Origin of the sequence: Nocardioides marmoribigeumensis (genome assembly GCF_031458325.1) — a bacterium.
Lineage (GTDB): Bacteria > Actinomycetota > Actinomycetes > Propionibacteriales > Nocardioidaceae > Marmoricola_A > Marmoricola_A marmoribigeumensis.
Genome location: NZ_JAVDYG010000001.1, coordinates 2722405 through 2746922, shown reverse-complemented (window position 1 = coordinate 2746922; position 24518 = coordinate 2722405). Strand labels below are relative to the sequence as shown.

Genomic DNA, 24518 nt, shown 5'->3' with positions numbered 1-24518 from the left:
CGGCTCAGACGCCGAGACCGGCGAAGAGGTCGTTCTCCCAGCCACGCCCGTCGACCGGGCCCTGGGTGCCCTTGGCGAGCCTGTACTCCTCGAAGCCCCACGCGGCCTGGCCGAGGTTGTTGCTCAGGGCGAAGAAGGGTCCGTCGGTGGTGATCTGCGTGGCGTGGGCCCGCAGCGCGGCGATCTTGGCGTCGGCGAACTCGCGCCCGTCGATCTGGGCCGCCACCGCGTCGTCGTCGGAGAAGAGGGCCTTGCGCATCGCCTCCCCCATCTCCTCGAAGGGCGAGTCCAGCCCCTCCTCGCGCAGCCTGACCAGGTCGGCCTCGACGCGGGAGAGCGACATCGTCACCCAGTAGATCTTGGCGACGTCCCAGGGCTCGCCGAGGTCGCGCCGGTAGGACGGCACCGCGGCGAGCTGGGCGGCGTACATCGCGACGCGGTGGGCCTGGATGTGGTCGGGGTGGCCGTAGTTGCCGAACTGGTCGTAGGTGACCAGGACCTGGGGCCGCACCTCGCGGACGATCTCGACGAGCAGGTCGGCGGCCTGGGTCAGGTCCGCGCGCCAGAAGGTGTCGTCCCGCACCGTCGGCTTGGGCTGGGCGGCGCCGCTCTCGGACCACTCCATGCCGGAGTCGCGGAAGTGACCCGGCCCGCCGAGGAAGCGGTGGTCGGTGACCCCGAGCGCCTTCATCGCCGCGGCCAGCTCGCCGATGCGGTGCTCGCCGAGCGCGTCGTCGGCGTCGGCGGCGAGGTGGACCAGGTCGGGGACGAGCACCTCCCCCTCCTCGCCGAGCGTGCAGGTCACCAGGGTCACGTGCGCGCCCTCGGCGACGTACTTCGCCATGGTGGCGCCGTTGTTGATCGACTCGTCATCGGGGTGCGCGTGCACGAGCAGGAGGCGCCGGTCACTCATGGGGGTAAGCCTAGTGACATGCACGACGCTCCCCGGGACGCCGGCCCGCTGGCGCACGCCACCCTGCACCGCGGCGCCGACCGTGGCCCGGACATCGAGGCGCTGCTGGCCGTCGGGGCGGAGCGCGTCGGTCTGGGGGGCGTGCTCGCGGACCTCGACCGCACCGGACAGGTCGCGACCGGTCGCCTCAACGCGCTCACCCCGGTGGCCTACGCGTTCACCTGGCAGGCCCAGGACCGCGCGAGCCTGCGGTGGTGGCCGCAGGGCATCACCACCTCGGCCGACGCCGTGGCCGACCTCGACCGCGACGGGGACGCCGAGGACCCGCCGGTGCTGATCACCTCGGCCTACGCCAAGACGGTGCGCGGCGTCGCCCAGGGCAGCCGGATCAGCGTGGTCGACCTGAGTGACCCCGCGCGTCCGCGCTACCGGCACGTCCTGCTGGTCGACGTACGCCGGGACAGTGCGCACGGAGGCACGGGCGCGCCGGTGCTTCGCCCGGTGCGGGCGCACGCCGGCGGCATCGTGTGGCACGGGCCGTGGCTGCACGTCGCCGCGACCGGCCGGGGCTTCTGGACCTTCCGGCTCGACGACCTCCTCCGCGTCGACCCGCTGCCCGACCGGGACCGGCTCGGCGCCGGGCCCGAGGGGATCGCGACCTTCGGCCACCCCTACCTGCTTCCGGTGCGGTTCGGCCACGCCTCGCGCACCGCGCAGGGTGGCGAGCCGCTGCGCTTCTCGTTCCTCTCGCGCAGCCACGGCGCCGGGCCCGCGGAGCTGCTCGCCGGGGAGTACGGCCACGGCGCGATGTCGACGCGGCTCTGGCACTACGGGCTCGATCCGTCCACCAGCCTGCTCGCCGCCGACCCCGACGGCGTCATCCGGCCGCGCCTGTCCACCGTGGCCGGGGTCCCTCGGATGCAGGGCGCGGTCGTGGCGCAGGGGCGTCTCCACGTCACGACGAGCCGGGGCAGGCTGCGGCGCGGGAGCCTGTGGGTCGAGCGCGACGGCGTGCTCGAGGAGCGGCAGTACGCGACCCCGCCCGGCCCCGAGGACGTCGCCTACTGGCCGGCCCGCGACCAGCTGTGGTCCCTCTCCGAGCACCCGCACAGCCGCTACGTCTTCGCGCTCGACCGCCGCCGGTTCGACTGACCACCCCTAGGGACGTAAGTCCCACGCAGGACCACCCGAAAGGTTTACAGCCGTACCTCCCGAGGGTGAGGATCGTTCACGTTCGACCCCATCTCCCACCGCAACTCCATCGAAAGGCGTCGCCCCCACATGCGCACCTTCCCTGCCCTCGGAGCGGCCGTCGTGGTCGCCACCGGCGCGGCCACCCTCTCCCTCCCGCCGTCGTCGGCCGCCCCCGCCGACACCGCAGGCACCTCCTCCACGACCTCGGTCAGCCGCTCCGGCGACCTCGCCGGCTCCGCCGTCCGCGCGCTGCGCGCGCACCCCCGCGCCGGTCACGTCGGCGCCGACCAGTCGTTCCGCGTCACCGACGCGCTGGTCGACCGCGACGGCACCAGCCACGTGCGGATGACCCGCACCTATCGCGGCCTGCCGGTCCTCGGCGGCGACGTCGTCGTCCACCGGACCGCCGACGGCGCGTGGAAGGGCGTGTCCGGCACGCTCGACGCGACCCCCGCCGGCCCGGTCGTCGCGCAGGTCACCGGCACCGCAGCGGCCGCGGCCGCGATGCACGTGCCCGCCGACGCGCAGGTCTCCGGCACGACCCTCGGCGCCCGGAGCCTCGTCCTCGACGCCACCTCCGGCACCCCCCGCCTGGCCTGGAAGGTCCTCACCGGAGGCGTGCAGCAGGACGGCACCCCCAGCCGCCTCGCGACGTACGTCGACGCGCGCAGCGGCAAGGTGCTGCGCAGCGAGCAGGAGGTCGAGACGGTCGACGGCTCCGGCCAGTCGCTCTACACCGGGACCGACCCCCTGCAGCTCACCCTGGCCAGCGGGACCTACCAGCTCAAGGACCCGACCCGCGGCAACACCTACACCACCGACATGAAGAACAAGTCCGACAGCTACGGGTGCCAGCTCCTCGGCGTCAACTGCTCCAACGGCACGCTCTTCACCTCGACCGACAACCTGTTCGGCAACGGCTCGACCAGCAGCCGGGAGTCGGCGGCGGTCGACGCCCAGCACGGCACGGACGTCACCTGGGACTACTACAAGAACGTGCACGGGCGGAACGGCATCTTCGGCACCGGCAAGGGCTCGTTCAACCGGGTGCACTACGGCAACGGCTACGTCAACGCCTTCTGGGACGGCACGAAGATGACCTACGGCGACGGTGACGGCAAGAGCTACGGTCCGCTGGTCTCCCTCGACGTGGCCGGCCACGAGATGTCGCACGGCGTGACCGAGAACTCCGCCAACCTGACCTACTCCGGTGAGTCCGGCGGCCTCAACGAGTCGACCTCCGACATCTTCGGCACGCTGGTGGAGTTCTACGCCGGCGAGACCACCGACGACCCGGGCGACTACCTCATCGGCGAGGAGTTCGACCTGGCCAAGCACCTCGGCTTCCGCCGCATGGACGACCCGTCCTCCGACGGCTCGTCGGCCAGCTGCTGGTCCCCCACCGTCGGCAGCCTCGACGTGCACTACTCCTCGGGCGTGGGCAACCACTTCTTCTACCTGCTCGCCGAGGGCTCGGGCGCCAAGACGATCGGCGGCGTCGCGCACACCAGCACGACCTGCAACGGGTCGACGGTCACCGGCATCGGCCGCGACGCAGCAGGTGCGATCTGGTACCGCGCGCTCACGGTCTACATGACCTCGAGCACGAACTACTCCGGTGCCCGCCAGGCCTCGATCAAGGCGGCCGACGACCTCTACGGCGCGGGCAGCGCCCAGTCCGACGCCGTCGCCGCGGCGTGGAGCGGGGTCGACGTCAGCTGACCCACCCAGGTCCTGCACAAGAGGACGGGTCGCCTCCCGCGTGGGAGGCGGCCCGTCCTGCGTCCGGGGACGTGGCTACCAGCTGCTGCCCACGCGCTGGGCGGGGACCGGAGCCTTCTGGGCGACGATGTGGACCGTGACGTACTCCCCGGCGGAGCCGGAGCGGGTCGCGCCCTGGAACTCGACCTGGTCGTCCTCGGCGAGGGTCGCGTGGACCTCCCAGAAGTCGAAGCGCACGCGGTCCTCCCAGGCCTGCTCGAGGCGCTGGGCGATCTGCACGTGGCTCATCTGCGACGGGAACTTGCACATCGCGATGACGAGCTCGTCGACGTCGTCGGTGTGCTCGACCTCGACGTCCTCGAAGAACCCGGTCGACATCAGCATCGAGCGGACCTTCTCCTCGACGCGGGTGATCTGCTCGGTGGTGGCCGGCGAGGCGTTGGACTGCACCGCGGTGCGGTACCTCTTGTACTGCGTGAGCTCCATGGTCCCCTCCCAGGGATTCCAGGGCGCCGGTCGGTCGGTGGGGCCACGACCCGGCGGCAAGCGTCGTCCGTTCGTCAACTATCTCGACCCGAACGGACGGTCGACAACGCATATCGGGTGAGTCGGGACCTGCGCAGGACAGGTGAGGGCCTAGGTCCTCAAGCGGACAGGAGCCCGCCGGGCCCGCCGTCAGTAGGACTTGGGCAGGCCCAGCATCGAGGTGCCGATGTGGGCCAGGATCAGCTCCTCGGCGACGGGGATGTTCTTGGCGATGCGGGCGTCGCGGAAGAGCCGCTCGACGGGGTACTCCTTGGAGTAGGCCATGCCGCCGAAGGTCTGGAACGCCTGGTTGGCTGCGTCCCAGCCGACCTGCGCCCCGGTCAGCTTGGCCACGTTGGCCTCGTTGCCGCACGGGCGCCCCTGGTCGAACAGCCAGGCCGCCTTGTAGGTCATCAGCCGGGCCAGCTCGGTGGTCGCCTTGATCTGGGCCAGCGGGAACTGGATCGCCTGGTTGGTGCCGATCGAGCGGCCGAACACCGAGCGCTCGCGGGCGTAGTCGGCGGCGATCGCGAGCGCCGCCTCGGCACCGCCCACTCCCCCGGAGGCCGCGATGATGCGCTCGGGGTTGAGCACGTCCCACAGCACGCCGAACCCCGCGTCGACCTCGCCGATCACGTTGTCGACGGGCACGCGCACGTCGTCGAGGAACACCTGGCTCGAGGTGAGCACGTTGGTGCCCATCTTGGGGATCGGCGTGTAGGACAGCGTGCCGGCGGCGAGCGCCTCCTTGACCGGGACGAGGAACAGCGTGAAGCCGTTGACCCGCGGGGTCGCCTCGGCCGCCGGGATCGTGCGAGTGACCGCGATCATCCAGTCGGCGTTCTCCATGTTGGAGATCCAGACTTTTTGTCCCTTGATCAAGAAGTCGTCGCCGTCGCGTCGCGCGCTGGTCGAGATCTCGATCGCGTTGCTGCCGGCGTCGGGCTCGGTCAGGCCGAGGGCGAAGTGGATCTCGCCGGACGCCAGCCCCGGGAGGAGTCGCTGCTTCTGCTCCTCGGTGCCGTGCCGGATGATCGTGGTCGCCCCGAAGCCCGGGTTGAGCACGTAGAGGAAACCACCGGCCGTGCCGCCCGAGGCGCAGAGCGTCTCGTTGGCCACCACGAGCTCGAGCAGGCCCTGCCCGCCGCCGCCGTACTCCTCGGGGATGGACAGGCCGATCCAGCCGCCGTCGCACAGGTCCTGGTAGACCTCGGCAGGGAACCGGTGCTCCTCCTCGCAGCGCGACCAGTACTCGTGGTCGTACTTCGCGGCGACCGCGCGCACGCCGTCGCGGACGGCGAGCGCGGAGTCGGGCAGGTCGAAGTCCATCAGAGCCCCAGCGACCGGCCGATGATCTCCTTCTGGATCTCGGTCGTGCCGCCGTAGATGGTGCTGATCCGGCTGTCGACGAAGGCCCGTGCGACGGGGTACTCCATCATGTAGCCGTAGCCGCCGTGCAGCTGGACGGCCTGGCCCGCGAGCTTGTTCTGCAGCTCGGTGGTCCACCACTTCGCCATCGAGGCCAGCGTCGCGTCGAGCTTGCCGTCGAGGTGCTTCTTGATGCAGTCGTCGACGAAGACCTGCGCGATGCGCGCCTCGGTCGCCATCTCGGCGATGAGGAAGCGGTTGTGCTGGAACTTGCCGATCGAGCGACCGAAGGCCTCGCGCTCCTTGGCGTAGGACAGGCACATCTCGACCAGGCCCTCGCACGCCGCGGCGGCCTGCATCGCGATCGCCAGGCGCTCTTGGGGCAGGTTCATCATCAGGTAGATGAAGCCCTCGCCCTCGTTGCCGAGGAGGTTCTCCTTGGGCACCTCGACGTCGGTGAACGACAGCTCGGCGGTGTCCTGGGCCTTGAGGCCGACCTTGTCGAGGTTGCGGCCGCGCTCGAAGCCGGCCATGCCGCGCTCGACCACGAGCAGGCTGATGCCCTTGTGGCCGGCCTCGGGGTCGGTGCGCGCGACCACGATCACCAGGTCGGCGTTGATGCCGTTGGAGATGAAGGTCTTGGAGCCGTTGAGGACGTAGTGGTCGCCCTTGTCGATCGCGGTGGTGCGCACGCCCTGCAGGTCCGAGCCGGCGCCCGGCTCGGTCATCGCGATCGCGGTGATCGTCTCGCCGCTGACGCAGCCGGGCAGCCAGCGCTGCTTCTGCTCGTCGGTGCCGAGGCTGATGAGGTAGGGGACGATGATGTCGGTGTGCACCGAGAAGCCGGGGCCGTTGGCGCCGGAGCGGGCCTGCTCCTCCGACACGATCTGGTTGAACCGGAAGTCGGTGATGCCGGGGCCGCCGAACTCCTCCGGCACGTCGAAGCAGAGCAGCCCGGCCTCGCCGGCCTTGAGCCACAGCTCGCGCGGGACGACGCCGTCCTTCTCCCACTGGTCGTGGTGGGGCGTCACCTCCTTCTCGAAGAAGGAGCGGACCGTGCTGCGGAAGTCCTCGTGCTCGGCGTCGAAGATGTCGCGTGTCGTGCTGGGCATCAGCTGATCCACTCCTTGAGCTGCGCGGTGGTGGCCACGGGGTCCTCGGTGGCCGGGATGACGTTGAGGTGGGTGACGCCGGAGGCGCGGAACGCCTCGATGCGCTCCTGGACGTAGGACTCGGGACCGACCAGGTTGCACATCTCGAGCAGCTCGGTGGGGACCAGCGCCGCGGCCTCGTCCTTCTTGCCGTCGAGGTAGAGGTCCTGGATCTTCTCGGCCTCCTCCTCGTAGCCGTACTGGCGCACGAGGTCGTTGTAGAAGTTCTTGCCGCGCGCTCCCATCCCACCGATGTAGAGGGCGAACATCGGGCGCACGAAGTCGAGCATCCCCTTGACGTCCTCGCCGATCGCGGCGATGCCGCCCGCGGCGACCTGGAGCTCGCCGAGCTCGGCCGGACGCTTCTCCTTGCCCTTGCGCAGCGACTCGCCCCAGACCTTGTCGGCCAGCTCGGGGGCGTAGAGGTGCGGCAGCCAGCCGTCGGCGTACTCCGCGGTGCCCTCGACGTTCTTGGGGCCGAGCGAGGCGATCCAGATCGGGATCTCGGCGCGCTCGGGCTTGGTCAGCATCTTGAGCGGCTTGCCGAGGCCGGTGCCCTGCCCCTCGGGCAGGGGGAGCTTGATCAGGCCGTCGTGCTCGAGCTTCTCGCGGCGCAGCGCCATGCGCACCACGTCCACGACCTCGCGGGTGCGGCCGAGCGGCTTGTCGTAGGGCACGCCGTGCCAGCCCTCGATCACCTGCGGGCCGGAGGCGCCGAGGCCGAGGATCGCGCGGCCACCGCTGACGTTGTCGAGGCCGGCCGCGGTCTGCGCGAGCAGGGCGGGCGTGCGGGAGTAGATGTTGAGGATCGCCGACCCGATCTCGACCGTCTCGGTCTTGGCGGCGAGGTAGCCCATCAGCGTCGGGCTGTCGAAGCCGTAGGCCTCCGCGATCCACACCGTGTCGAGGCCGGCCTTCTCGAGCTTGGCCACGGCGTCGGCGGCGGCCCGCGGGTTGCCGTCGTACTGGAGCATCTGCGAGAGCTTCATCCACGTCCTTCTGGGGAGTTACCTGGTGATCGAGCCCAGTCGAGATCAGTCGGGACCGAGAGCACGTCAACTGTGACAGCAACACTGTCACGGTGCAATAGTAGGCCAGGTCACACGAGAGGAGGCCGCATGACCGAGGCAGTGGGGGCGCACGAGCAGCCCGGCGACGCCCTGCTCACCATCGACGAGCTCGCCCTGAGCACGGGCCTCACCGTGCGCACGACGCGCTACTACGCCAGCCTCGGCCTCCTGCCGACCCCGGTCCGGCGCGGGCGCATGGCCTACTACGGCCCGAGCCACCTCGCCCGCCTCCACCTCGTGCGCGCCCTGCAGGACCACGGGTTCACCCTCGCCGCGATCGAGCGCTACCTCGAGAACGTCCCGATGGACGCCACCCCGGAGGAGCTCGCCGTCCAGCGCGCGCTGCTCACCGCGTGGAAGCCGCAGCCCGGCGAGACCGTCACCCGCGAGCGCCTCGACGAGATCGCCGGCCGGCCGCTGTCGGAGGAGGACGTCGAGTGGCTGCTCAAGGTCGGCGCGGTCCGCCGCAACGCCGACGGCACCCTGCGCGCGATCCCCCTGGTCGCCAAGGCGGTGGAGACCCTCGACCTCGGCACCCCGATCGAGGCGCTGCAGGAGTCCAACGTCGCCGTACGCCGGCACATGGGTGAGCTCGCCGACGAGCTCACCGCGATCCTCCAGCGCACGATCGTGCCGCAGTTCCAGCGCGAGGACCTGTCGATGGCCGACGCCGAACGCCTCGAGCGCACGATGGCCAACCTGCGTGACCTGACGCTCGAGGCGATCGTCACCGCCTTCCAGCGGGCGGCCGACCAGGTGGCGTCGAAGTCGATGACGCTGGACGGCCCCGTCGGGCTCCCGCCGCGCTGAGCGAGGCCCGAGGCGCCCTGGGGCACGGTCAGGAGCCGGTGACGCTCTCGCCGTACTCCAGCCGGTGACGCATCTCCTGCAGGCCGGCCTCGAGGTGGCGCGAGACCGCCCCCTTGACCAGCAGCTCGGCGACGCGGGCCAGCAGCAGCCCGTTGAGGGAGTACTCCATCTCCATCGTCAGCCGGGCCTGCTCCCCCAGCGGCTCGACCATCATCACGAAGTGGGACGACGTGCCGCGCAGCGGCGTCCACTCGATGCGGTTGGCCGAGGGCGTGGTGATCAGCACGCGGCCGCCGACGTGGAACGTGCCGACCTCGAGGAAGACGTCCCACTCCTCGCCCTCGGACGCGTCCGGCGCCTGGCCGGGGCCCTGGTAGGAGAAGCGGGCGAAGCCCGGGATCGCGGCCAGCGCCTGGGCCGGGTCGGTCACGAAGGCCGCGACCTCCTCGTAGGGCTTGCGGACGTTGATCGCCCGGACGATGCGCTCCGACATCAGCCGATCACCGGGAGCATGGTCTTGGAGGCCAGGGTCGACAGACCGGCCTGCATGACGCTGGTGACGTAGTCGTAGGCCGCGTCCCAGTCGGGGTCGTCCCCGAACCGCTCGTTGAGGTCGATCGGGTCGAGGACCTGGATGCGGATCTTGGCCGGCAGCGGCAGGTGCGGCAGGTCGCCGGGGGTCAGCAGCCACGGGATGCTGCTGCTGATCGGCAGGTTCTTGACCCGCAGGAGCTTGTCGAAGCGCAGCCGCTTGGCCCAGACCCGCCCGTCGTTCCACACCATGAAGGTGTCCTGGCCACCCGTCGCCACCACGGGGACGATCTTGACCCCGGCGCCGTGCGCCAGGCGCAGGAAACCCTGTCGCCCGTCGAAGACGATCTTGTGCCGGTCGCGCCACGGACGCAGGGCCTCGACGTCACCGCCGGGGTAGACCAGGCACGAGGCGCCGGCCTCGAAGATCTGGGCGGCGGCACCCTGGCCGGCGGTGACCACGCCCATCTTGCGGGCGAACGCACCGACCAGCGGGACCTTGGTGACGATGTCGTGGCCCAGGCCGTAGAGCGGGCGGCCGTCGACGGTGAAGAACGTGTTGTAGGCCAGCATGAAGATGAAGGTGTCCGGGATGTTCGCGCCACCGCTGTGGTTGGCCACGAAGAGCACCGGCTCGTCGGGGACCTTCTCGAAGCCCCGGACCTCGGCGCGGTGGTAGACCGCGGTCATCAGCCACAGGCGCGGCAGCATCCGCCGGATGAACGACGGGTCGCGGCCCGAGAGGTCGACCCGGCCCCCGGCCGGCTCGATCCGGTTGTCGCGGCGGACGTCCTCCTCGGGCGAGCTCTGGAGCACGCCCCTGAGCGGGCCCGCACCCAGCTTGAGCGGGCCGATCCCGATGGCCATGTGGTCCCTTCCGTCCGTGCGCTGACCCGGTTCAACGACGCCGGACGGGTGCGCGCTACGACCCGCCCGGGTGAAGTCGACCACGTCCGGCCGCGGCGTGCGACCGGGTCAGGCGAATCGGCGGGCCGCCTCCAGCGCCTGCCGGCCGTAGCCACCACCGAACAGCACGGCGTGCACGAGCAGGCAGTGCAGCTGGTGCAGCGGGACCCGGTCGGCCCAGCCCTCGGCCAGCGGGTGCACCTCCTCGTAGCCCGCCCGGACCTCCTCGAGGTGGGGCGCCCCGAAGAGGGCGAGCAGGGCCAGGTCGGTCTCGCGGTGGCCGCCGTGCGCCGCAGGGTCGACCAGCACCGCGCCGTCGGGCGTCCACATCACGTTGCCGGACCACAGGTCGCCGTGGAGGCGGGCGGGCACGTCGTCGGTGTCGAGGTCGCCGCTCCTCAGGCGGTCGCACACCGCGTCGAGCACCTGCACGTCCATCCCCCGGTCGCGCGCGAGCCGCGCCATGGGGCGGACCCGCGCCTCGGCGTACATCTCGCCCCAGCGGTCCCAGGCACCCAGCTCGAGCGGCAGCGGGTCGGACAGGGGGCCGAAGAAGCCGGGGCCGAGGTACCCCTCCGGGGCGCAGGCGTACGACGGCGCACCGGCGTCGTGGGTGTGCGCGAGCCCGGCGCCCAGGGCGCGGGCGGCGTCCGAGGTGGGCGCGACCGACCGGAGCCGCACCAGGTCGAGGTGCTCGGGGCCGACGTCGAGGACCTCGACGACCGGCGCCCCTCCGGAGCCGGTGGCCCCGGCGAGCCAGCGCAGCCCGGCCGCCTCCCACGCGACGTAGCCCTCGGTCGACGACTGCTTGCGGAACACCTCGGTCACCTCCCCATCGTGCCCGGCTGCGCCCGGCTGAGCCCGGGGCAGAGCGGGTAGGAGGACGACATGGGCGACCAGCTCGACGTCTACCGCTGCAAGCGGGACTTCACGCGCACCCCGGAGCCGTCCGGCGCGGTGAGCCCTCCCGACGGCCGGCCGCGGTTCGTCGTGCAACGCCACCGGGCCAGCCGCCTGCACTACGACCTCCGCTTCGAGATCGACGGCGTGCTGGTGAGCTGGGCGGTCCCCAAGGGACCCACGCTCGACCCCGCGGCCCGGCGGTTGGCGATGCACGTGGAGGACCACCCGGTGGAGTACCTCCACTTCGAGGGGGTCATCCCCTCCGGGGAGTACGGCGGCGGGGACGTCATCGTGTGGGACACCGGCACGTGGGAGCCGGTCAGGACCGAGGACCCGCGCGCCGCCGTGGAGGCGGGCGAGCTGCACGCGGAGGTGCACGGCGACAAGCTGCGGGGGCGGCTCGTGCTGGTCCGCCGTGAGGCCCGGGAGGGCGAGAGCGGCGAGCCCTGGATGCTGCTGCACAAGCGCGACGAGCACGCCGTGGACGGCTGGGACCCCGAGGAGCACCCGCGGTCGGTGCTCACCGGGCGCACCAACGACGAGGTGCTGGCGGACCCGGACCTGCTGTGGCGCTCGGACCTGCCGGCCGCTCAGGCCGCGGTCCGCACGACCCACGAGCCCGTGGACGACGACGCCATCGACGTCCTCGCGTCACTAGGGCAGCAGGGCACCTGGGAGGTGTTCGGACGCAGGGTCAAGGTGACCAACCTGGACAAGGAGCTCTTCCCCGGGCTGCCCGGCGAGCCCCCGGTCACCAAGCGCGAGCTGCTCGCCTACGCCGCGCGCGTGGCGCCGTACGCCCTGCCCTACCTCGAGGGCAGGCCGCTCAACCTGCATCGCTACCCCGACGGCGCCGAGCGCAAGGGGTTCTGGCACAAGCAGCGCCCCGACCACGCCCCCGACTGGGTCGGCTCGTGGGACAACCCCGACGCCGACGACGGCGAGACCACCACCTACGTCGTGGCCGACGAGCCGGCGGTGCTCGTGTGGGCGGCCAACTTCGGGGCCCTGGAGTGGCACCCGTGGACCTCGACCACCGCGTCGCCGCACCAGCCGTCGTACGCCCTGGTGGACCTGGACCCCGGCGAGCGCACGACCTGGGACGAGCTGCTCCAGCTCGCCCGGCTGCACCGGACCGCGCTCGAGCACCTGGGCGTGACCTCGCGGCCCAAGGTGACCGGACGCCGCGGCATCCAGGTGTGGGTGCCGGTCGTGGAGGGCTACACCTTCGACGACACCCGGGCCTGGGTCGAGCGGCTCTCCCGGACCGTCGGCCAGGTCGTGCCCGACCTGGTGAGCTGGAAGTGGGAGGTCAAGGCGCGCAAGGGGCTCGCGCGCCTCGACTACACGCAGAACGCGGTCAACAAGACCCTCGTCGCGCCGTACTCCCCGCGGCCGGCGCCCGGCGCACCGGTCTCGGTGCCGCTGACCTGGGACGAGCTCGACGACCCCGACCTGCGACCGGACCGGTGGACCGTGCGCACGGTGCCGGGACGGCTGGCCGACGAGGGCGACCCGTTCCGCGTGCTGCTGGGCGCAGCGCAACGGCTCCCCGACCTCACCTGAGGTCGGGGAGCCGTGGGAGGTGCACGTCAGGCGGCGCGCAGCGGCGCGAGCGCGCCGGCCATCTGCTCGACCTGGTCGAAGACCGTGGCGAGCTCGCCCTCGCGGCGCTCCATCGGCGACAGGCCGTCGTCGCCCATGTCGTGGAACAGCGACAGCGCGACCTGGGCGCGCACCGCGACCATGCGGGCGTTGGCCACGATCGTGCGCCAGTGCTCGACCGCGCGGACGGCCCCGTCGGCGCCGTAGCCGACGAAGGCGACCGGCTTGTCGCCCCACTCGGGGTAGAGCACGTCGAAGGCGTTCTTGAGCGCCGCCGGGACGCTGTGGTTGTACTCCGGGGTGACGAAGACGAAGCCGTCGAAGGCGTCGACGGCGCTGCTCCAGCGGCGGGTGTTCTCGTTGTCGTAGTCGCGGTCGGCCGCGCCGGGCACGGTCGGCTCGGAGAGCAGCTCGAGGTCGAAGTCGTCGACGTCGAGCAGCTCGTAGTCGGCGAACGCGCGCTCCTTGGCCTGCCGGGCCACCCAGTCGGCGACCTCGGGGCCGAGACGTCCGGGGCGGGTGCTGCCGATGACGATGGCGATGCGGGGCTTGGTGGTCGACATGGGGGTGGGACCTTCCGTCGGGTGCTGGTGCGTGAGGCCGACGCGTGACGCGTCAACTACCTCCAGTGTGCCCAGGTCGAGCCCACCTATTCACGCCAGGCGCGTCACATGGACGTCGACGGTCATCCGGTCGGTCGCCGCGCCGGCGTAGATGCCCTGCAGCGGGATCACGTCGTCGTAGTCGCGGCCGCTCGCGACGACGACGTGCCGCTCGCCCGGGTGGGTCTCGTTGGTCGGGTCGAAGCCCCGCCACCCGTCGTCCCACCACTCCACCCACGCATGGCTCTCGCCGCGCACGGTCTCGCCGACGGCGGCGTCCTCGCGGGGGTGGAGGTAGCCCGAGACGTAGCGTGCCGGGATGCCCAGGTGGCGCAGGCCCCCGATGACCAGGTGGGCCATGTCCTGGCAGACGCCGCTGCGCTGGGTCCACGCCTCCGAGCCGTGCGAGCGCACGTCGGTGGCGCCGACGACGTAGTCCACCTCGGCATGCACCAGGTCGCAGATGCCGTGGGCGGCCTCCCCCGGTGTCGCGGCCGCCGCGCGGATCGCGTCGCACCGCTCGGCGAAGTCCGGCGGAGGAGCCACGCGCTCGGTGAGGGTGAGGTACTCGGTGAAGCGGTCGAGCACCTCCTCGGCCTCGAGGTCCTGCCAGGTCAGGCGGCCCTCGACCTCGGCGCCGGGCAGCGTGTGCACGTGGGCGGTCGCCACGATCGACAACGAGTCGTGCATCTCGAGGACCTCGAACGAGGTCACCTCGTTGCCGAAGTAGTCCTTGTAGGTCAGCGACCACGGCGTCGGCGTCACGTCGATCCGCGAGTGCGCCACGATCTGGTCGGCCGCGGTGGGCGGCGTCAGCCGGGCCTGGTTGTACGACGCGGCCGCCAGCCCGTCGTACTCGAAGGTCGTGCTGTGCACGATGCGCAGGTGCATGTCGTCCTCCCCGTCCTCAGCCCTGGAGCCCGTGCCAGTAGAGCGCCTCGGCGCCGGCGAAGTAGCGCCGTGTGACCACCTCGGTGGCCTGGGCGCAGGTGCGCTGCAGCCGCTCCATGGACGCCGGCAGGTCGGCGGCGACGTCGGCGATGGAGGAGTACTCCAGCTCCGAGCGCATGCGACCGAGCAGCCGCTGCGCCTCGTTCTCGAAGCCGCGGCGGCCGCCGGTCTCGATGTTGGCCAGGCACTGCTCCGCCCGGGCGAGCGAGAAGACCACCGACCGCGGGAACAGCCGGTCGAGCAGGAGGAACTCGGCCTCCTGGTGGGGCACGCCGGGGGTCGGCTGCGTGCGCAGGAACGCCTCGTAGGCGCCGCACGCCCGCAGGGTCGAGGCCCAGCGCGAGGCGGTCGCCGCCGACGGTCCCCCGGACGTCATCTCGCTCGTGGCGATCAGCCGCGACGTCATGTCGGCGCGCTCGATGCAGCGGCCCAGCACGAGGAAGTGCCACCGCTCGTCGCGCGTCATCGTGGCGTCGGCGGTGCCGTTGATCAGCGCGGAGCGCTCGCGCACCCACCGGAAGGTCGCGCTCGAGCGCATCGAGCGGAACTGGCCGGACGGGATCGCGCGGTAGGTCGTGTTGAGCGCCTCCCACAGCGGCTCGGACAGCGTCTCGCGCGCCCGCCGCGCGCTCTCCCGCGCGCCCGCCAGCGCGGCTGCGATCGAGGTGGGCGAGAGCGGGTCGTAGGCCAGCCGGGCGAGCACGTCGCCGCGGCCCAGCGGGCGGTCGTCGCCGGTGTCGACGCCCATGATCGCCAGCACCGACCGCGCGGTGGCGCCCTCCTCGGCGGTCGGGTCCTCGAGCATGATCTGCAGCTGCACGTCGAGGATGCGCGCGGTGTCCTCCGCCCGCTCGACGTAGCGGCCGATCCAGAACATCGACTCCGCGATCCGGCTCAGCACGACGCCTCCCGACCCTGCTGCTGCTGCTGCTGTTGCTGCTGCTGCTGCTGCTGTTGCTGCTGCTGTTGCTGTTGCTGTTGCTGCTGGACCTCGCTGTCGCCCATCTCGACCAGGGCCGGGCCGGCGTCGCGGGTGCCGACCGGCGGGACGGTCGGGACGTGCTCGGGCTCCGGCAGGGGCGTGCGGGGCGGGGCGAGGACCCAGGTGTCCTTGCTGCCACCGCCGCGGGAGGAGTTGACCACCAGCTCGCCCTCCTGGAGGGCCACACGGGTCAGGCCACCGGGGAGCACCCAGACGTCGTCCCCGTCGTTGACCGCGAACGGCCGCAGGTCGACGTGACGCGGCCCCATCTGCCCGTCGACGAACGTCGGGACGGTCGAGAGCTGCACCACCGGCTGGGCGATCCAGTCGCGGGGACGGCGCAGCACCCGCACCCGCAGGTCCTCCAGCTCGTCCTTGCTGGCGGCGGGCCCGATCACGATGCCCTTGCCGCCGGACCCGTCGACCGGCTTGACCACGAGCTCGTCGAGCCGGTCCATCACCTCCTCGAGGTGGTCGGGCTCGCCCAACCGCCACGTGTCGACGTTGCGCAGCACCGGCTCCTCGGAGAGGTAGTAGCGGATCAGGTCGGGCATGTAGGTGTAGACGAGCTTGTCGTCCGCGACGCCGTTGCCGACCGCGTTGGCCAAGGTGAGGTTGCCGGCGCGGGCCGCGTCGAGCATGCCGGGACAGCCCAGCAGCGAGTCGCGACGAAAGTGGATCGGGTCGAGGAACTCGTCGTCGACGCGGCGGTAGATCACGTGCACCGGCGCCAGGCCGCTCGTCGTCCGCATCATCACGCGGCCGCGGCGGGCCACGAGGTCGCGGCCCTCGACGAGCTCGACGCCCATGGTGCGCGCGAGCAGCGCGTGCTCGAAGTAGGCCCCGTTGAAGACACCGGGGGTGAGGACGACGACGGTCGGGTCGGAGACGCCGGCGGGGGCGGCGGCCCGCAGGGCGCTCAGCAGGCGGCGGGGGTAGTCGTCGACGGGCCGGATGCGGTGGTTGGCGAAGGTCTCGGGCAGCGCGGTCGCGATCGCGCGCCGGTTGGTCATCACGTAGGAGACGCCGGAGGGCACGCGGACGTTGTCCTCCAGCACCCGGAACTCGCCCCCGGAGTCGCGGACCAGGTCGATGCCGGAGACGTGCACGCGCACGCCGTTGCTCGGCTCGTAGCCCGCGACCTCGCGGTGGAAGTGGGAGGAGGTCACGATCACCCGGCGCGGGATGACGCCGTCGGCGAAGACCCGCCCCGCGGCGTAGACGTCGGCGAGGAACAGCTCGAGGGCCTGGACCCGCTGCTTGACGCCCCGCTCGACCAGGGACCAGGGCTCGTGCTCGATCACCCGCGGCAGGATGTCGAGCGGGAACGCCCGCTCCTCGCCGCCGATGTCGAAGGTGACGCCCTGGTCGAGGTAGCGGGTCTGGAGCGCCTCGGCCCGACCGCGCAGGTCGGAGTCGGACATGTCGGTGAGCGCGTCGCGCAGCCCGGTGTAGGCCCCACGCAGGCGCTCACCGTCGAACATCTCGTCGTTGGCCGTCCCGGCGCTCTGCCCGTAGCCACTGAACATCCCGTTCACGCCTCGCAAGGTAGCGGCCCTGCGTTGCAGGCGGGTGGCCCGCGCACGACCTCGTCTCGACCGACAGCCCGCGTCGGCTGGGAGGACAGCTGGGTCGAGCTCGGGGGTCAGGCGAGAGCCGCGGCGCGCACCACCATCACGTCTGGCAGGTCGCGCACGATCTCCCGCCAGGTCTCCCCGGCGTCGGCGGACGCATAGACACTCCCGTTCCTGGCGCCGACGTAAACCCCGGCCGGGTCGTGGGTGTCGGTGCACATGCCGTCGCGCATGACGCCGACGAAGAAGTGGTGCGGAAGCCCGGTGCCGGACTCCTCCCAGGTCGCACCGGCGTCCCGGGAGCGGTAGACGCGCGCCTTGCCCTCCGGCGGGTAGCGGTTGGCGCCGCCGCCGATCGGGAAGACGAACAGCGTGTCGGGCTCGTGCGGGTGGACCACGACCGAGAAGCCGAAGTCGGACGGCAGGCCGTCACCGATGTAGTCCCACGAGCCGCCCTCGTCGTCGGAGCGGTAGACACCGCCGTGGTTCTGCAGGTAGAGCCGCTCGGGCCGGCTCGGGTGGCGGGTGACCTTGTGCACGCACTGACCGAACTCGGGGTACTGCTGGCCCTCGGGGAGGAACTCGGCGCGGATCCCCTGGTTGCGCGCCGACCACGACTCCCCGCCGTCGCGGGTCTGGTAGACCCCGCCGGTCGAGATCGCCGCGGTGACCGAGTCGGGGTCGGTGGGGTGGGGCAGGATCGTGTGGAAGGCCTGGCCGCCGAACCCCGCACCCCACTCGGTGCGCTGGGGGTGGTCCCACAGGCCGCGGACCAGCTCGAAGTGCTCGCCCCGGTCGCGGGAGCGGAAGATCGCCCCGGGCTCGGTGCCGGCGTAGACCGTGGTCTCGTCGGGACCCGGCTGGAGCTGCCAGATGCGCTCGACCGAGGCGTCGACGTCGTCGGGGAAGGTCGGGCCGCCGTTGGGCGTGGCCTCCCAGGTCTCGCCCAGGTCGTCGGAGCGGTGCACCTGCGGGCCCAGCCACATGCTCGCCGCGCCGGCGAACAGTCGCGGCTTGCCGCCACGGGTGTCGACCATCACCGAGTAGACCTGGTCGACGTCGAAGAACGGGCCCTTCCACGCCCAGCTCTCCCGGGCGTCGTCCGAGGTCCCGACCCAGACCCCCTTGCGCGTCCCTGCCATCAGCACCGTCGACATGCCCGACCTCCGTCTCGTCGTCCTGGGTACGGCCTACCAGACGTGGCCGACAGAACGACAGACCAGGACCGGACCAGGAACTCATCGGTCCCGGTGGTCGAGCTCGTCGGGGCCCCGCCTCAGCGGCGCGGCACCAGCACCGTGTAGTCGAAGTCCAGGACGACCTCGGGGAGGTGCTTGCCGTCCTCGCCCTTGTAGGGGAAGTCCGCGCAGGCGCGGTCCTTGGTCGCCACCGTCCGCACCCGCAGGGCGCCGACGTCGGTGCGGCCCGGCACCTCGAGCTTGTCCAGCACCTCCGACCAGGCGTAGACGGTGTCACCGGCGAAGGTCGGGTTGGTGTGCGAGCCGCCGTTGATCGCGGCGATGCTCACCGCGTTGGCCAGCCCGTTGAACGACAGCGCCCGGGCGATCGAGATGACGTGGCCGCCGTACACGATGCGGCGGCCGAAGCGCCCGTGCTGCTCGACGTGCTGGTTGAAGTGCACCTTGGCGGTGTTGTGGTAGAGCCGGGTGGCCAGCATGTGCTCGGCCTCCTCGATCGTCATCGCGTCGACGTGGTCGATCCGCTCGCCGGGCTCGTAGTCGTCCCACAGGTGCGGGCTGCCGGACAGCGTCGTGTCGAACGACCCCTCGCCGAACGGCACCGTGAGCTGGTCGGCGGGGACCGCCTTCGGCAGCTCGGGTACGACGGTCTCGGGCGCCGGGCTCGCCTCGTCGCGCTTGCGGACCATCACCCAGCGGACGTAGTCGAGCACCACCTCGTCGCGCTGGTTGCGGCCCACCGAGTGCACGTAGACCACACCCGTCCTGCCGTCGCGGTTGGCCTTGACGCCGATGACCTCGCTGCGCGCCGACAGCGTGTCGCCGGCGTACACCGGGGCCTGGAAGGTGCCGGCCGCATAGCCGAGGTTGGCGACCGCGTTGAGGGAGACCTCCGGGACGGTCTTGCCGAAGACGACGTGGAAGACCAGCAGGCTGTCCATCGGCTGACGGTCGTAGCCCAGCGCTTCGGCGGTCGTCGCGCCCGAGGTCGGGGCGAACCGCGCCCCGTAGAGCGCGGTGTAGAGGGCCGCGTCGCCCTCGGTGACCGTGCGGGGGCTGGTGTGCACCAGCTCCTGCCCGACGGTGAAGTCCTCGAAGTAGTTGCCCGCGTCGGTCTTCCGGTTCGTCATGCGGGCATCCTCCCAGCCCGGCTCACTCCAGGAGGTCGCGGACCAGCTCTGCGTAGCGGATGAGAGCGAGGTCACCGAGGTAGCGCTCCCGCACGCTCTCCTTGGCCGCCTCCCCCAGGCGCCGGCACTCGTCGTCGTCGGCGAGGAGCTCGGCCAGCAGGCGCGCGAAGCCGTCGAGGTCGTGCGGGTCGTCGAGCAGCAGGCCGTTCTCCCCGTGCTCGATCTGGTCCTGGATGCCGCCGACGCGCGTCGCGACGACGGCGCGGCCCTTCCACATCGGCTCGGTGACGGTGAGCCCGAAGCCCTCGACGATGCTCTTCTGGACGACCACGGTCGCGTGCCTCTGCAGGGCGTTGACGATGTGGGCGTTCTCGTCGATGTCGTCCATCGGGAGGCTGCACAGGTGCAGGCGCGGCTTGACCTCGTCGGGCTGGTCCTCCCAGATCTTGGTGCACTCCTCGAGCACCTGCTGCCCCTCCGGGTCGTCGCTGACGCCGGACACGTCGGGCCCGCAGAGCATCAGGTGCACGTCGTCGGGCAGGTCGTCGAGGTGGTCGGTGAACGCGCGGAGCACGCCGTCCATGTCCTTGAGCCGGTCCCAGCGGCTGACCTGGAGCACGAGCCTCGCGTCGGCCGGGACCACCTGGCCGCCGTGCACGAGGTCGTCGTACGCCCGGACCTCGCCGGTGCTGCCGTCGCGGCGGGAGAACTTCACCGAGCCGGCCCCACCCGGCACGTCGACGATCCCCGTGCGCTCGAGCACCGCGTCGACGTCGTCGCGGTCCATGTCCTCGTTCTTGGCCGAGAACGGGTCGATCGAGGGAGGGATGATGCGGACCCGGTCCTCGGGGACCCAGTCGGGCACGTAGGCCGGGCGGGAGAACACGACCGCCTCGGCGTCCTCGACGTAGGGCCGCAGGAACGCCCAGGCCTTGTCGGTGCGCTCGCAGGGCTCGTCCTTGCCGACGTGGCAGCGCCAGACGACGTGGGCCCCCGCCTCGCGCAGCGCGCGGCCCATGCCGGCGGTCTGCGGGTCGTGCAGGACCACCACGTCGCCCTCCTCGACCCGGGAGAGCAGGTGCTCGGTCTCGCCGCGGAGGACCTCCTCGTAGAGCTCGCGCTCCTCCTCGCCGAGGGCACCCCCGTCCCCGTCGGAGCCGTGGAGCAGGTTGTGGATGCGCTTGGTGAGCGTGAAGAACGGCGACGAGCCGTCGAGCACCACCCAGCGCGAGTCGATGCCGGCGCCCTTGGTGTAGGCGAGCAGCGCGAGCAGCATCTCGGCGACCCCACCGCCGCTCGCCGTGGCGTTGACGTGCCACACCGTGCGACCGTCCAGCACCTCCCGGCCCCAGTCGATCACCTCGTCGAGGCGCTCGCGCCGATCCGGGAGCAGCAGCTCCGCCAGCTTGTCGATCGGGGTGCTGCCGAGCTCGACGTCCTTCACAGGTCCTCCAGGGGTGTCGGTCGTCTGGTCCTACCCGGCACGATGTCGACGTACGCCCCACCCCGCAGCACTGCCCTCCGGAGGTCTCCCGTGGCCAAGCCGCCGTTCCCCGACAAGGTCCGCCAGAAGCTCGAGCAGCCCAACCCCTGCACGATCACCACGTTGCGCTCCGACGGGAGCCCGGTCTCGGTGGCCACGTGGTACGTCCTCGACGGCGACCGGATCCTGGTCAACATGGACCACACCCGTGCGCGCCTGCAGCACCTGCGGGACGACCCCCGGGTCGCGATCACCGTGCTGGACAAGGACTCCTGGTACACCCACGTCAGCATCGTCGGACGGGTCGTGGAGATCGCCGACGACGAGGGCCTCGCGGACATCGACCGGATCTCGCGGCACTACACCGGCAAGGACTACCCCGTCCGCGACAGTGCACGGGTCAGCGCCTGGGTCGCGGTGGACCGGTGGCACGGCTGGGGCGCGACGAAGGCCCGATGACCCCCACCGAGCACCTCGAGGCGCTCGGCGCCGAGGGCCGCCTCCTCGCGGCTGCGGTCGCCGCGGGTGCCGGGACCTCGCCGGTCCCCGGCCTCGGCGACTGGACCCTCGACGACGTCGCCCGCCACACCGGGTCGGTCCACGAGTGGATCTGCGAGGTGGTCGCCCACGGGCTGCCCGACTGGGGGTACGACGACCTGATGCCCCGGGCGCCGCAGGACCACTCGGTGCTCGCGGCGTGGTACCTCGAGCGCCTCTCCTCGCTGCTCGAGCTCCTCGCCTCCGTCCCCGCGGACCGGGAGGTGTGGACGCTGTTCGACACCCCGCCCGGGATCGACTTCTGGAAGCGGCGGCAGTGCTTCGAGACGCTCGTCCACCGCTACGACGCCGAGGGGGCGGCGGGCCGTCGTACCCCGGTCGACGCGGCGGTGGCGACCGACGGCGTCGAGGAGGCGCTGCAGATGGTGCGCCACCGCACGCGGTTCGGCAGTGACCGCGAGGTCCGCTTCGCCGTGCGTACGACGGACACGGGCTCGGCGTGGACGCTGCAGGTCGGCGGGTCGCTGCCGCGGGAGGAGCGCACCCTCGTCGAGGGCTCCGACGGCGACGTCGAGCTGAGCGGCCGCGCCGCCGACCTCGTGGTGCACCTGTGGAACCGGCCGCCCGAGCAGCCGGTCGCCCTCGCCGGCGACGCCTCGCTCTGGGACGTCTGGAGGCAGCACGCCGTCATCCGCTGATCGCCGCCACCGGCCAGCGATTCCCCGGTGGTCGAGCAGCGAGCGGAGCGAGCGATTCCCCGGTGGTCGAGCAGCGAGCGGAGCGAGCGATTCCCCGGTGGTCGAGCAGCGAGCGGAGCGAGCGATTCCCCGGTGGTCGAGCAGCGAGCGGAGCGAGCGATTCCCCGGTGGTCGAGCAGCGAGCGGAGCGAGCGATCAGTCGAGACCCCCCCCCCGCCCTGTGGACGGAATCCGGTCCGTAAACCCGCAGGTCAGAGGGGGTTTTTGGTTCCGTGGATTGTCGGTGGTGCCTGGTTGAGTGGTTTGCATGGACGAGGACCAGGCAGCACCGCAGACCGCGCCGACGGGCGCGGCTGCGGTGACCCCGACCGGAGAGCGGGCGCATCGGGTGCACTGGTTCTCCGGTCGTCTGGGTGAGGTCCTCGACGGGCTCCTGGGCCCCGACGGAGAGGCGGGTCTGGCGCTGTCGCTGCTCGATGAGCAGCAGACCGCGGAGACGGTGGTCGAGATCCACCGTGCGGTGGCCCGGCTCCGAGGTCTGACCGCGGAGCCGCTCGCCCACGCCGAGACCCTCGACGTCGCCGCTCACGCCACGCCGGTCGCGACCACCACCGGGGCGTGGTTCGCCCACGCCACCCGCACCGGCCGCCCGGCTGCGGCACGGCAGGTGAAGCAGGCGCTGCGGCTGGCCGGCGAGCGTCGTCTGACCGGGGCGGCTCTGCGGGCTGGTGCCTGTGACGCCGCGCAGGCAGCAGTCGTGGTCAAGGCGGTCGACGACCTTCCCGAGCACGTCGGGCCGGTCCTGCGCGACCAGGCCGAGGCCCACCTGCTCGACCTGGCCCGGGTCCACGACGCCGAGGAGCTGACGAACCTCGCCCGGCACCTGCACGAGGTGATCGACCCCGAGGGCGCCGAGGCCGCCCTGGCCGCCCGGCTCGCCGCGGAGGAAGACGCCGCCCACGCCGCCACGACCTGCAAGGTCCGTGACACCAGCAACGGCCGCACCCGCGCGGTGATCGACATGCCCCGCCTGGACGGCGACCTGTTCCGCTCGATCCTGCACGCGCTCGAGTCACCCAAGCGACCCACCCACCAGCCCTCCCCGACCGGGAAGCGACGCGGCAAGCGACGCGGCAAGCGACGCGGCAAGCGACGCAAGAAGGGCACCGGGACCCACAGCACGGCGACCAGGAGAGACAGCACCGAGACCGGGAGGGACGACGGATTCGTCGAGGACCCGACCCGCCCTGGCCGTCGGATCAGCCGCGACCAGGCACGAGGCCGCGCGTTCTGCGAGCTCCTCGAACGCCTCCCGGCCGCTTGCCTGCCCTCCACGGGAGGATCGCCGTTCACCGTCGTGGTGACCATGACCCTGGCCTCGCTCCTCGGCGGCCTGGCCCCCGGCGTCCTGGACACCGGCACCCTCATCAGCCCCGGCGAGGCCCGTCGCTTGGCCGCCGAGCACGGCCTGATCCCCGTCGTGCTCGGCACGAAGTCCGAGGTCCTCGACGTCGGCGACAAGGCCCGCTTCCACACCCAGGCGATGCGCATCGGACTCCGCGTGCAGCACCGCACCTGCACCGTGCAGGGCTGCACCGTCCCCGCCGCGTGGTGCCACGCCCACCACAAGACCCCCTGGGCCCTGTCCCGACGGACCAGCCTCGCCGACGGCACCCTGGTCTGCGGCCCCCACCACCGCAAGATCCACCATCCCGCCTACACCACCACCTACGACCCCGGCGGCACCACCCACCTCACCCGCACCCGCAGATAGGCCGCACTAACCTCGCGGCATGGACGACATCCACCTCGCGGACGAGCGGACGCTCCTGCTGGGCCTGCTCGATCGGCAGCGCGCCGAGATCGTGGCGCTCCTCGACGACGTGAGCGAGGAGGAGGGCCGGGCCAGGCTGGTGCCGTCGCTCACGACGGTGATGGGGCTGGTGAAGCACGCGACGTTCGTCGAGAAGGTCTGGTTCCACTCACGGGTGGCCGGCGTGCCCCGCCACGTCGTGGGGCTGCCCGACGACATCGACAGCAGCTTCGTCGTCGACGACACGGACACGGTGGCGTCGGTGCGCGAGGCCTACCTCGCCGCCTGCGACCACTCCCGCACGGTGGTCGAGGGGCGCGACCTCGACGAGGAGCACCAGTGGCGCACGGTGCGGGTGAGCCTGCGCTACATCGTGCTCCACATGGTGCAGGAGCTCGCCCGGCACGCGGGCCACGGCGACATCCTGGTCGAGCAGCTCCAGGCCCGCCGCTGACCAGGGCCTCAGCCAGAGACCGAGCCGGAGACTCAGCCGGAGACCGCAGCGACCGCCTCGACCTCGACCAGCTGGTCGGGGTAGCCAAGCACCGTGACGCCCTGGAGCGTCGCGGGCGGATCGTGGTCGCCGAAGTCGTCGCGGAAGGTCTGCCACGCGTCGACCAGCTCCGAGCGCTCCGAGGAGGCGACGAGCACGCGGACGAACACCACGTCCTCGACCGTCGCGCCCGCCTCGGCGAGCGCCACGCGCAGGTTGCCCATGACCTGGCGGGTCTGCGCCACGACGTCACCCGGCGCGAGCGTCTGGCCGTCGGGGTCGAGCGGGCAGGCGCCGGCGAAGTGGACCGTGCGGGTGCCGGGTCAGCCACAGCGGCGTACGCGTAGGGCGCGGGGGCGAGGGTCGGGCAACGCACCAGTCGGGACGGCATGCGGCG

Annotated in this window: 23 protein-coding genes and 1 pseudogene; 8 read left to right on the top strand and 16 right to left on the bottom strand. The window is 72.0% G+C overall.

Annotated elements, in window-relative coordinates:
* Positions 1-4 precede the first annotated feature (4 nt).
* A complete protein-coding gene (gene mshB / locus J2S63_RS13170; RefSeq protein WP_310302976.1) occupies positions 5-913 on the bottom strand; it encodes an N-acetyl-1-D-myo-inositol-2-amino-2-deoxy-alpha-D-glucopyranoside deacetylase in 909 nt (302 codons plus the stop codon).
* Between the two features lie 18 nt (positions 914-931).
* Between mshB and J2S63_RS13165 the strand changes: the two genes are divergently transcribed.
* Together J2S63_RS13165 and J2S63_RS13160 are read left to right on the top strand one after the other, a co-directional pair.
* On the top strand, positions 932-2065 hold the full coding sequence (locus J2S63_RS13165) for a hypothetical protein (RefSeq protein WP_310302974.1): 1134 nt from the start codon (positions 932-934) through the stop codon (positions 2063-2065).
* 129 nt (positions 2066-2194) lie between these two features.
* Entirely contained in the window at positions 2195-3829 is a 1635-nt protein-coding gene (locus J2S63_RS13160; RefSeq protein WP_310302972.1) for a M4 family metallopeptidase, read from the top strand.
* 75 nt (positions 3830-3904) lie between these two features.
* Here the strand turns inward: J2S63_RS13160 and J2S63_RS13155 are convergent, their stop codons facing one another.
* The 4 genes from J2S63_RS13155 to J2S63_RS13140 all read right to left on the bottom strand — a co-directional run bounded on the left by J2S63_RS13155 (position 3905) and on the right by J2S63_RS13140 (position 7862).
* Positions 3905-4315, bottom strand: coding sequence for a hypothetical protein (locus tag J2S63_RS13155; RefSeq protein ID WP_310302969.1), 411 nt, complete (start codon positions 4313-4315; stop codon positions 3905-3907).
* 189 nt (positions 4316-4504) lie between these two features.
* Entirely contained in the window at positions 4505-5683 is a 1179-nt protein-coding gene (locus tag J2S63_RS13150) for an acyl-CoA dehydrogenase family protein (protein ID WP_310302966.1), read from the bottom strand.
* Positions 5683-6834, bottom strand: a complete 1152-nt coding sequence (locus J2S63_RS13145) for an acyl-CoA dehydrogenase family protein (RefSeq protein ID WP_310302964.1) — start codon at positions 6832-6834, stop codon at positions 5683-5685. The genes J2S63_RS13150 and J2S63_RS13145 overlap by 1 nt, the downstream gene beginning before the upstream one ends.
* The gene (locus J2S63_RS13140) at positions 6834-7862 is read right to left on the bottom strand and encodes an LLM class F420-dependent oxidoreductase (RefSeq protein WP_310302962.1); all 1029 of its coding nucleotides are present in this window, start codon (positions 7860-7862) and stop codon (positions 6834-6836) included. The genes J2S63_RS13145 and J2S63_RS13140 overlap by 1 nt, the downstream gene beginning before the upstream one ends.
* A 129-nt stretch (positions 7863-7991) precedes the next feature.
* On the opposite strand from J2S63_RS13140, the gene J2S63_RS13135 reads away from it, so the two are divergent.
* Positions 7992-8753 carry a MerR family transcriptional regulator gene (locus J2S63_RS13135; RefSeq protein ID WP_310302960.1) on the top strand — a complete coding sequence of 254 codons (762 nt, stop codon included), beginning with the start codon at positions 7992-7994 and terminating at the stop codon, positions 8751-8753.
* A 28-nt stretch (positions 8754-8781) separates the two neighbouring features.
* Here J2S63_RS13135 and J2S63_RS13130 read toward each other — a convergent pair whose 3' ends face one another.
* The 3 genes from J2S63_RS13130 to J2S63_RS13120 form a co-directional block, all read right to left on the bottom strand.
* On the bottom strand, positions 8782-9246 hold the full coding sequence (locus J2S63_RS13130; protein ID WP_310302958.1) for an SRPBCC family protein: 465 nt from the start codon (positions 9244-9246) through the stop codon (positions 8782-8784).
* On the bottom strand, positions 9246-10151 hold the full coding sequence (locus J2S63_RS13125) for a lysophospholipid acyltransferase family protein (protein ID WP_310302955.1): 906 nt from the start codon (positions 10149-10151) through the stop codon (positions 9246-9248). Before J2S63_RS13125 ends, J2S63_RS13130 begins: the two co-directional genes overlap by 1 nt.
* 108 nt (positions 10152-10259) lie before the next feature.
* Complete coding sequence (locus tag J2S63_RS13120) at positions 10260-11018, bottom strand: fructosamine kinase family protein (RefSeq protein ID WP_310302953.1); 759 nt, start codon at positions 11016-11018, stop codon at positions 10260-10262.
* Positions 11019-11078: 60 nt separating this feature from the next.
* Between J2S63_RS13120 and J2S63_RS13115 the strand changes: the two genes are divergently transcribed.
* Positions 11079-12659, top strand: a complete 1581-nt coding sequence (locus tag J2S63_RS13115; protein WP_310302951.1) for a non-homologous end-joining DNA ligase LigD — start codon at positions 11079-11081, stop codon at positions 12657-12659.
* 26 nt (positions 12660-12685) lie between these two features.
* Here the strand turns inward: J2S63_RS13115 and J2S63_RS13110 are convergent, their stop codons facing one another.
* From J2S63_RS13110 to J2S63_RS13080, 7 genes are all read right to left on the bottom strand, one after another.
* Positions 12686-13261 (bottom strand): NADPH-dependent FMN reductase, encoded by a 576-nt coding sequence (locus tag J2S63_RS13110; protein WP_310302949.1) that lies wholly within the window; start codon positions 13259-13261, stop codon positions 12686-12688.
* Positions 13262-13351: 90 nt separating this feature from the next.
* Positions 13352-14191 carry a transglutaminase family protein gene (locus tag J2S63_RS13105; protein ID WP_310302946.1) on the bottom strand — a complete coding sequence of 280 codons (840 nt, stop codon included), beginning with the start codon at positions 14189-14191 and terminating at the stop codon, positions 13352-13354.
* Positions 14192-14207: 16 nt separating this feature from the next.
* Complete coding sequence (locus J2S63_RS13100; protein WP_310302943.1) at positions 14208-15152, bottom strand: alpha-E domain-containing protein; 945 nt, start codon at positions 15150-15152, stop codon at positions 14208-14210.
* Positions 15146-16762 carry a circularly permuted type 2 ATP-grasp protein gene (locus J2S63_RS13095; protein ID WP_310306696.1) on the bottom strand — a complete coding sequence of 539 codons (1617 nt, stop codon included), beginning with the start codon at positions 16760-16762 and terminating at the stop codon, positions 15146-15148. Before J2S63_RS13095 ends, J2S63_RS13100 begins: the two co-directional genes overlap by 7 nt.
* 116 nt (positions 16763-16878) lie before the next feature.
* Positions 16879-17964, bottom strand: a complete 1086-nt coding sequence (locus J2S63_RS13090; protein ID WP_310302941.1) for a WD40/YVTN/BNR-like repeat-containing protein — start codon at positions 17962-17964, stop codon at positions 16879-16881.
* A 119-nt stretch (positions 17965-18083) separates the two neighbouring features.
* Complete coding sequence (locus tag J2S63_RS13085) at positions 18084-19136, bottom strand: MaoC family dehydratase (RefSeq protein WP_310302939.1); 1053 nt, start codon at positions 19134-19136, stop codon at positions 18084-18086.
* Between the two features lie 22 nt (positions 19137-19158).
* A complete protein-coding gene (locus tag J2S63_RS13080; RefSeq protein ID WP_310302937.1) occupies positions 19159-20580 on the bottom strand; it encodes a glycosyltransferase in 1422 nt (473 codons plus the stop codon).
* Between the two features lie 90 nt (positions 20581-20670).
* Here J2S63_RS13080 and J2S63_RS13075 point away from each other — a divergent pair, with 90 nt between their 5' ends.
* From J2S63_RS13075 to J2S63_RS13060, 4 genes are all read left to right on the top strand, one after another.
* Positions 20671-21078 (top strand): PPOX class F420-dependent oxidoreductase, encoded by a 408-nt coding sequence (locus J2S63_RS13075; RefSeq protein ID WP_310302934.1) that lies wholly within the window; start codon positions 20671-20673, stop codon positions 21076-21078.
* Positions 21075-21815: a maleylpyruvate isomerase family mycothiol-dependent enzyme gene (locus J2S63_RS13070; RefSeq protein ID WP_310302931.1), complete on the top strand. Its 741-nt coding sequence runs from the start codon at positions 21075-21077 to the stop codon at positions 21813-21815. Before J2S63_RS13075 ends, J2S63_RS13070 begins: the two co-directional genes overlap by 4 nt.
* 307 nt (positions 21816-22122) lie before the next feature.
* Positions 22123-23589, top strand: a complete 1467-nt coding sequence (locus J2S63_RS13065) for an HNH endonuclease signature motif containing protein (protein ID WP_310302929.1) — start codon at positions 22123-22125, stop codon at positions 23587-23589.
* A gap of 19 nt (positions 23590-23608) precedes the next feature.
* A complete protein-coding gene (locus J2S63_RS13060; RefSeq protein ID WP_310302927.1) occupies positions 23609-24082 on the top strand; it encodes a DinB family protein in 474 nt (157 codons plus the stop codon).
* A gap of 32 nt (positions 24083-24114) precedes the next feature.
* Here the strand turns inward: J2S63_RS13060 and J2S63_RS13055 are convergent.
* Positions 24115-24375, bottom strand: a pseudogene (locus J2S63_RS13055) (RidA family protein); the annotation flags it as partial.
* Positions 24376-24518: the final 143 nt, after the last annotated feature.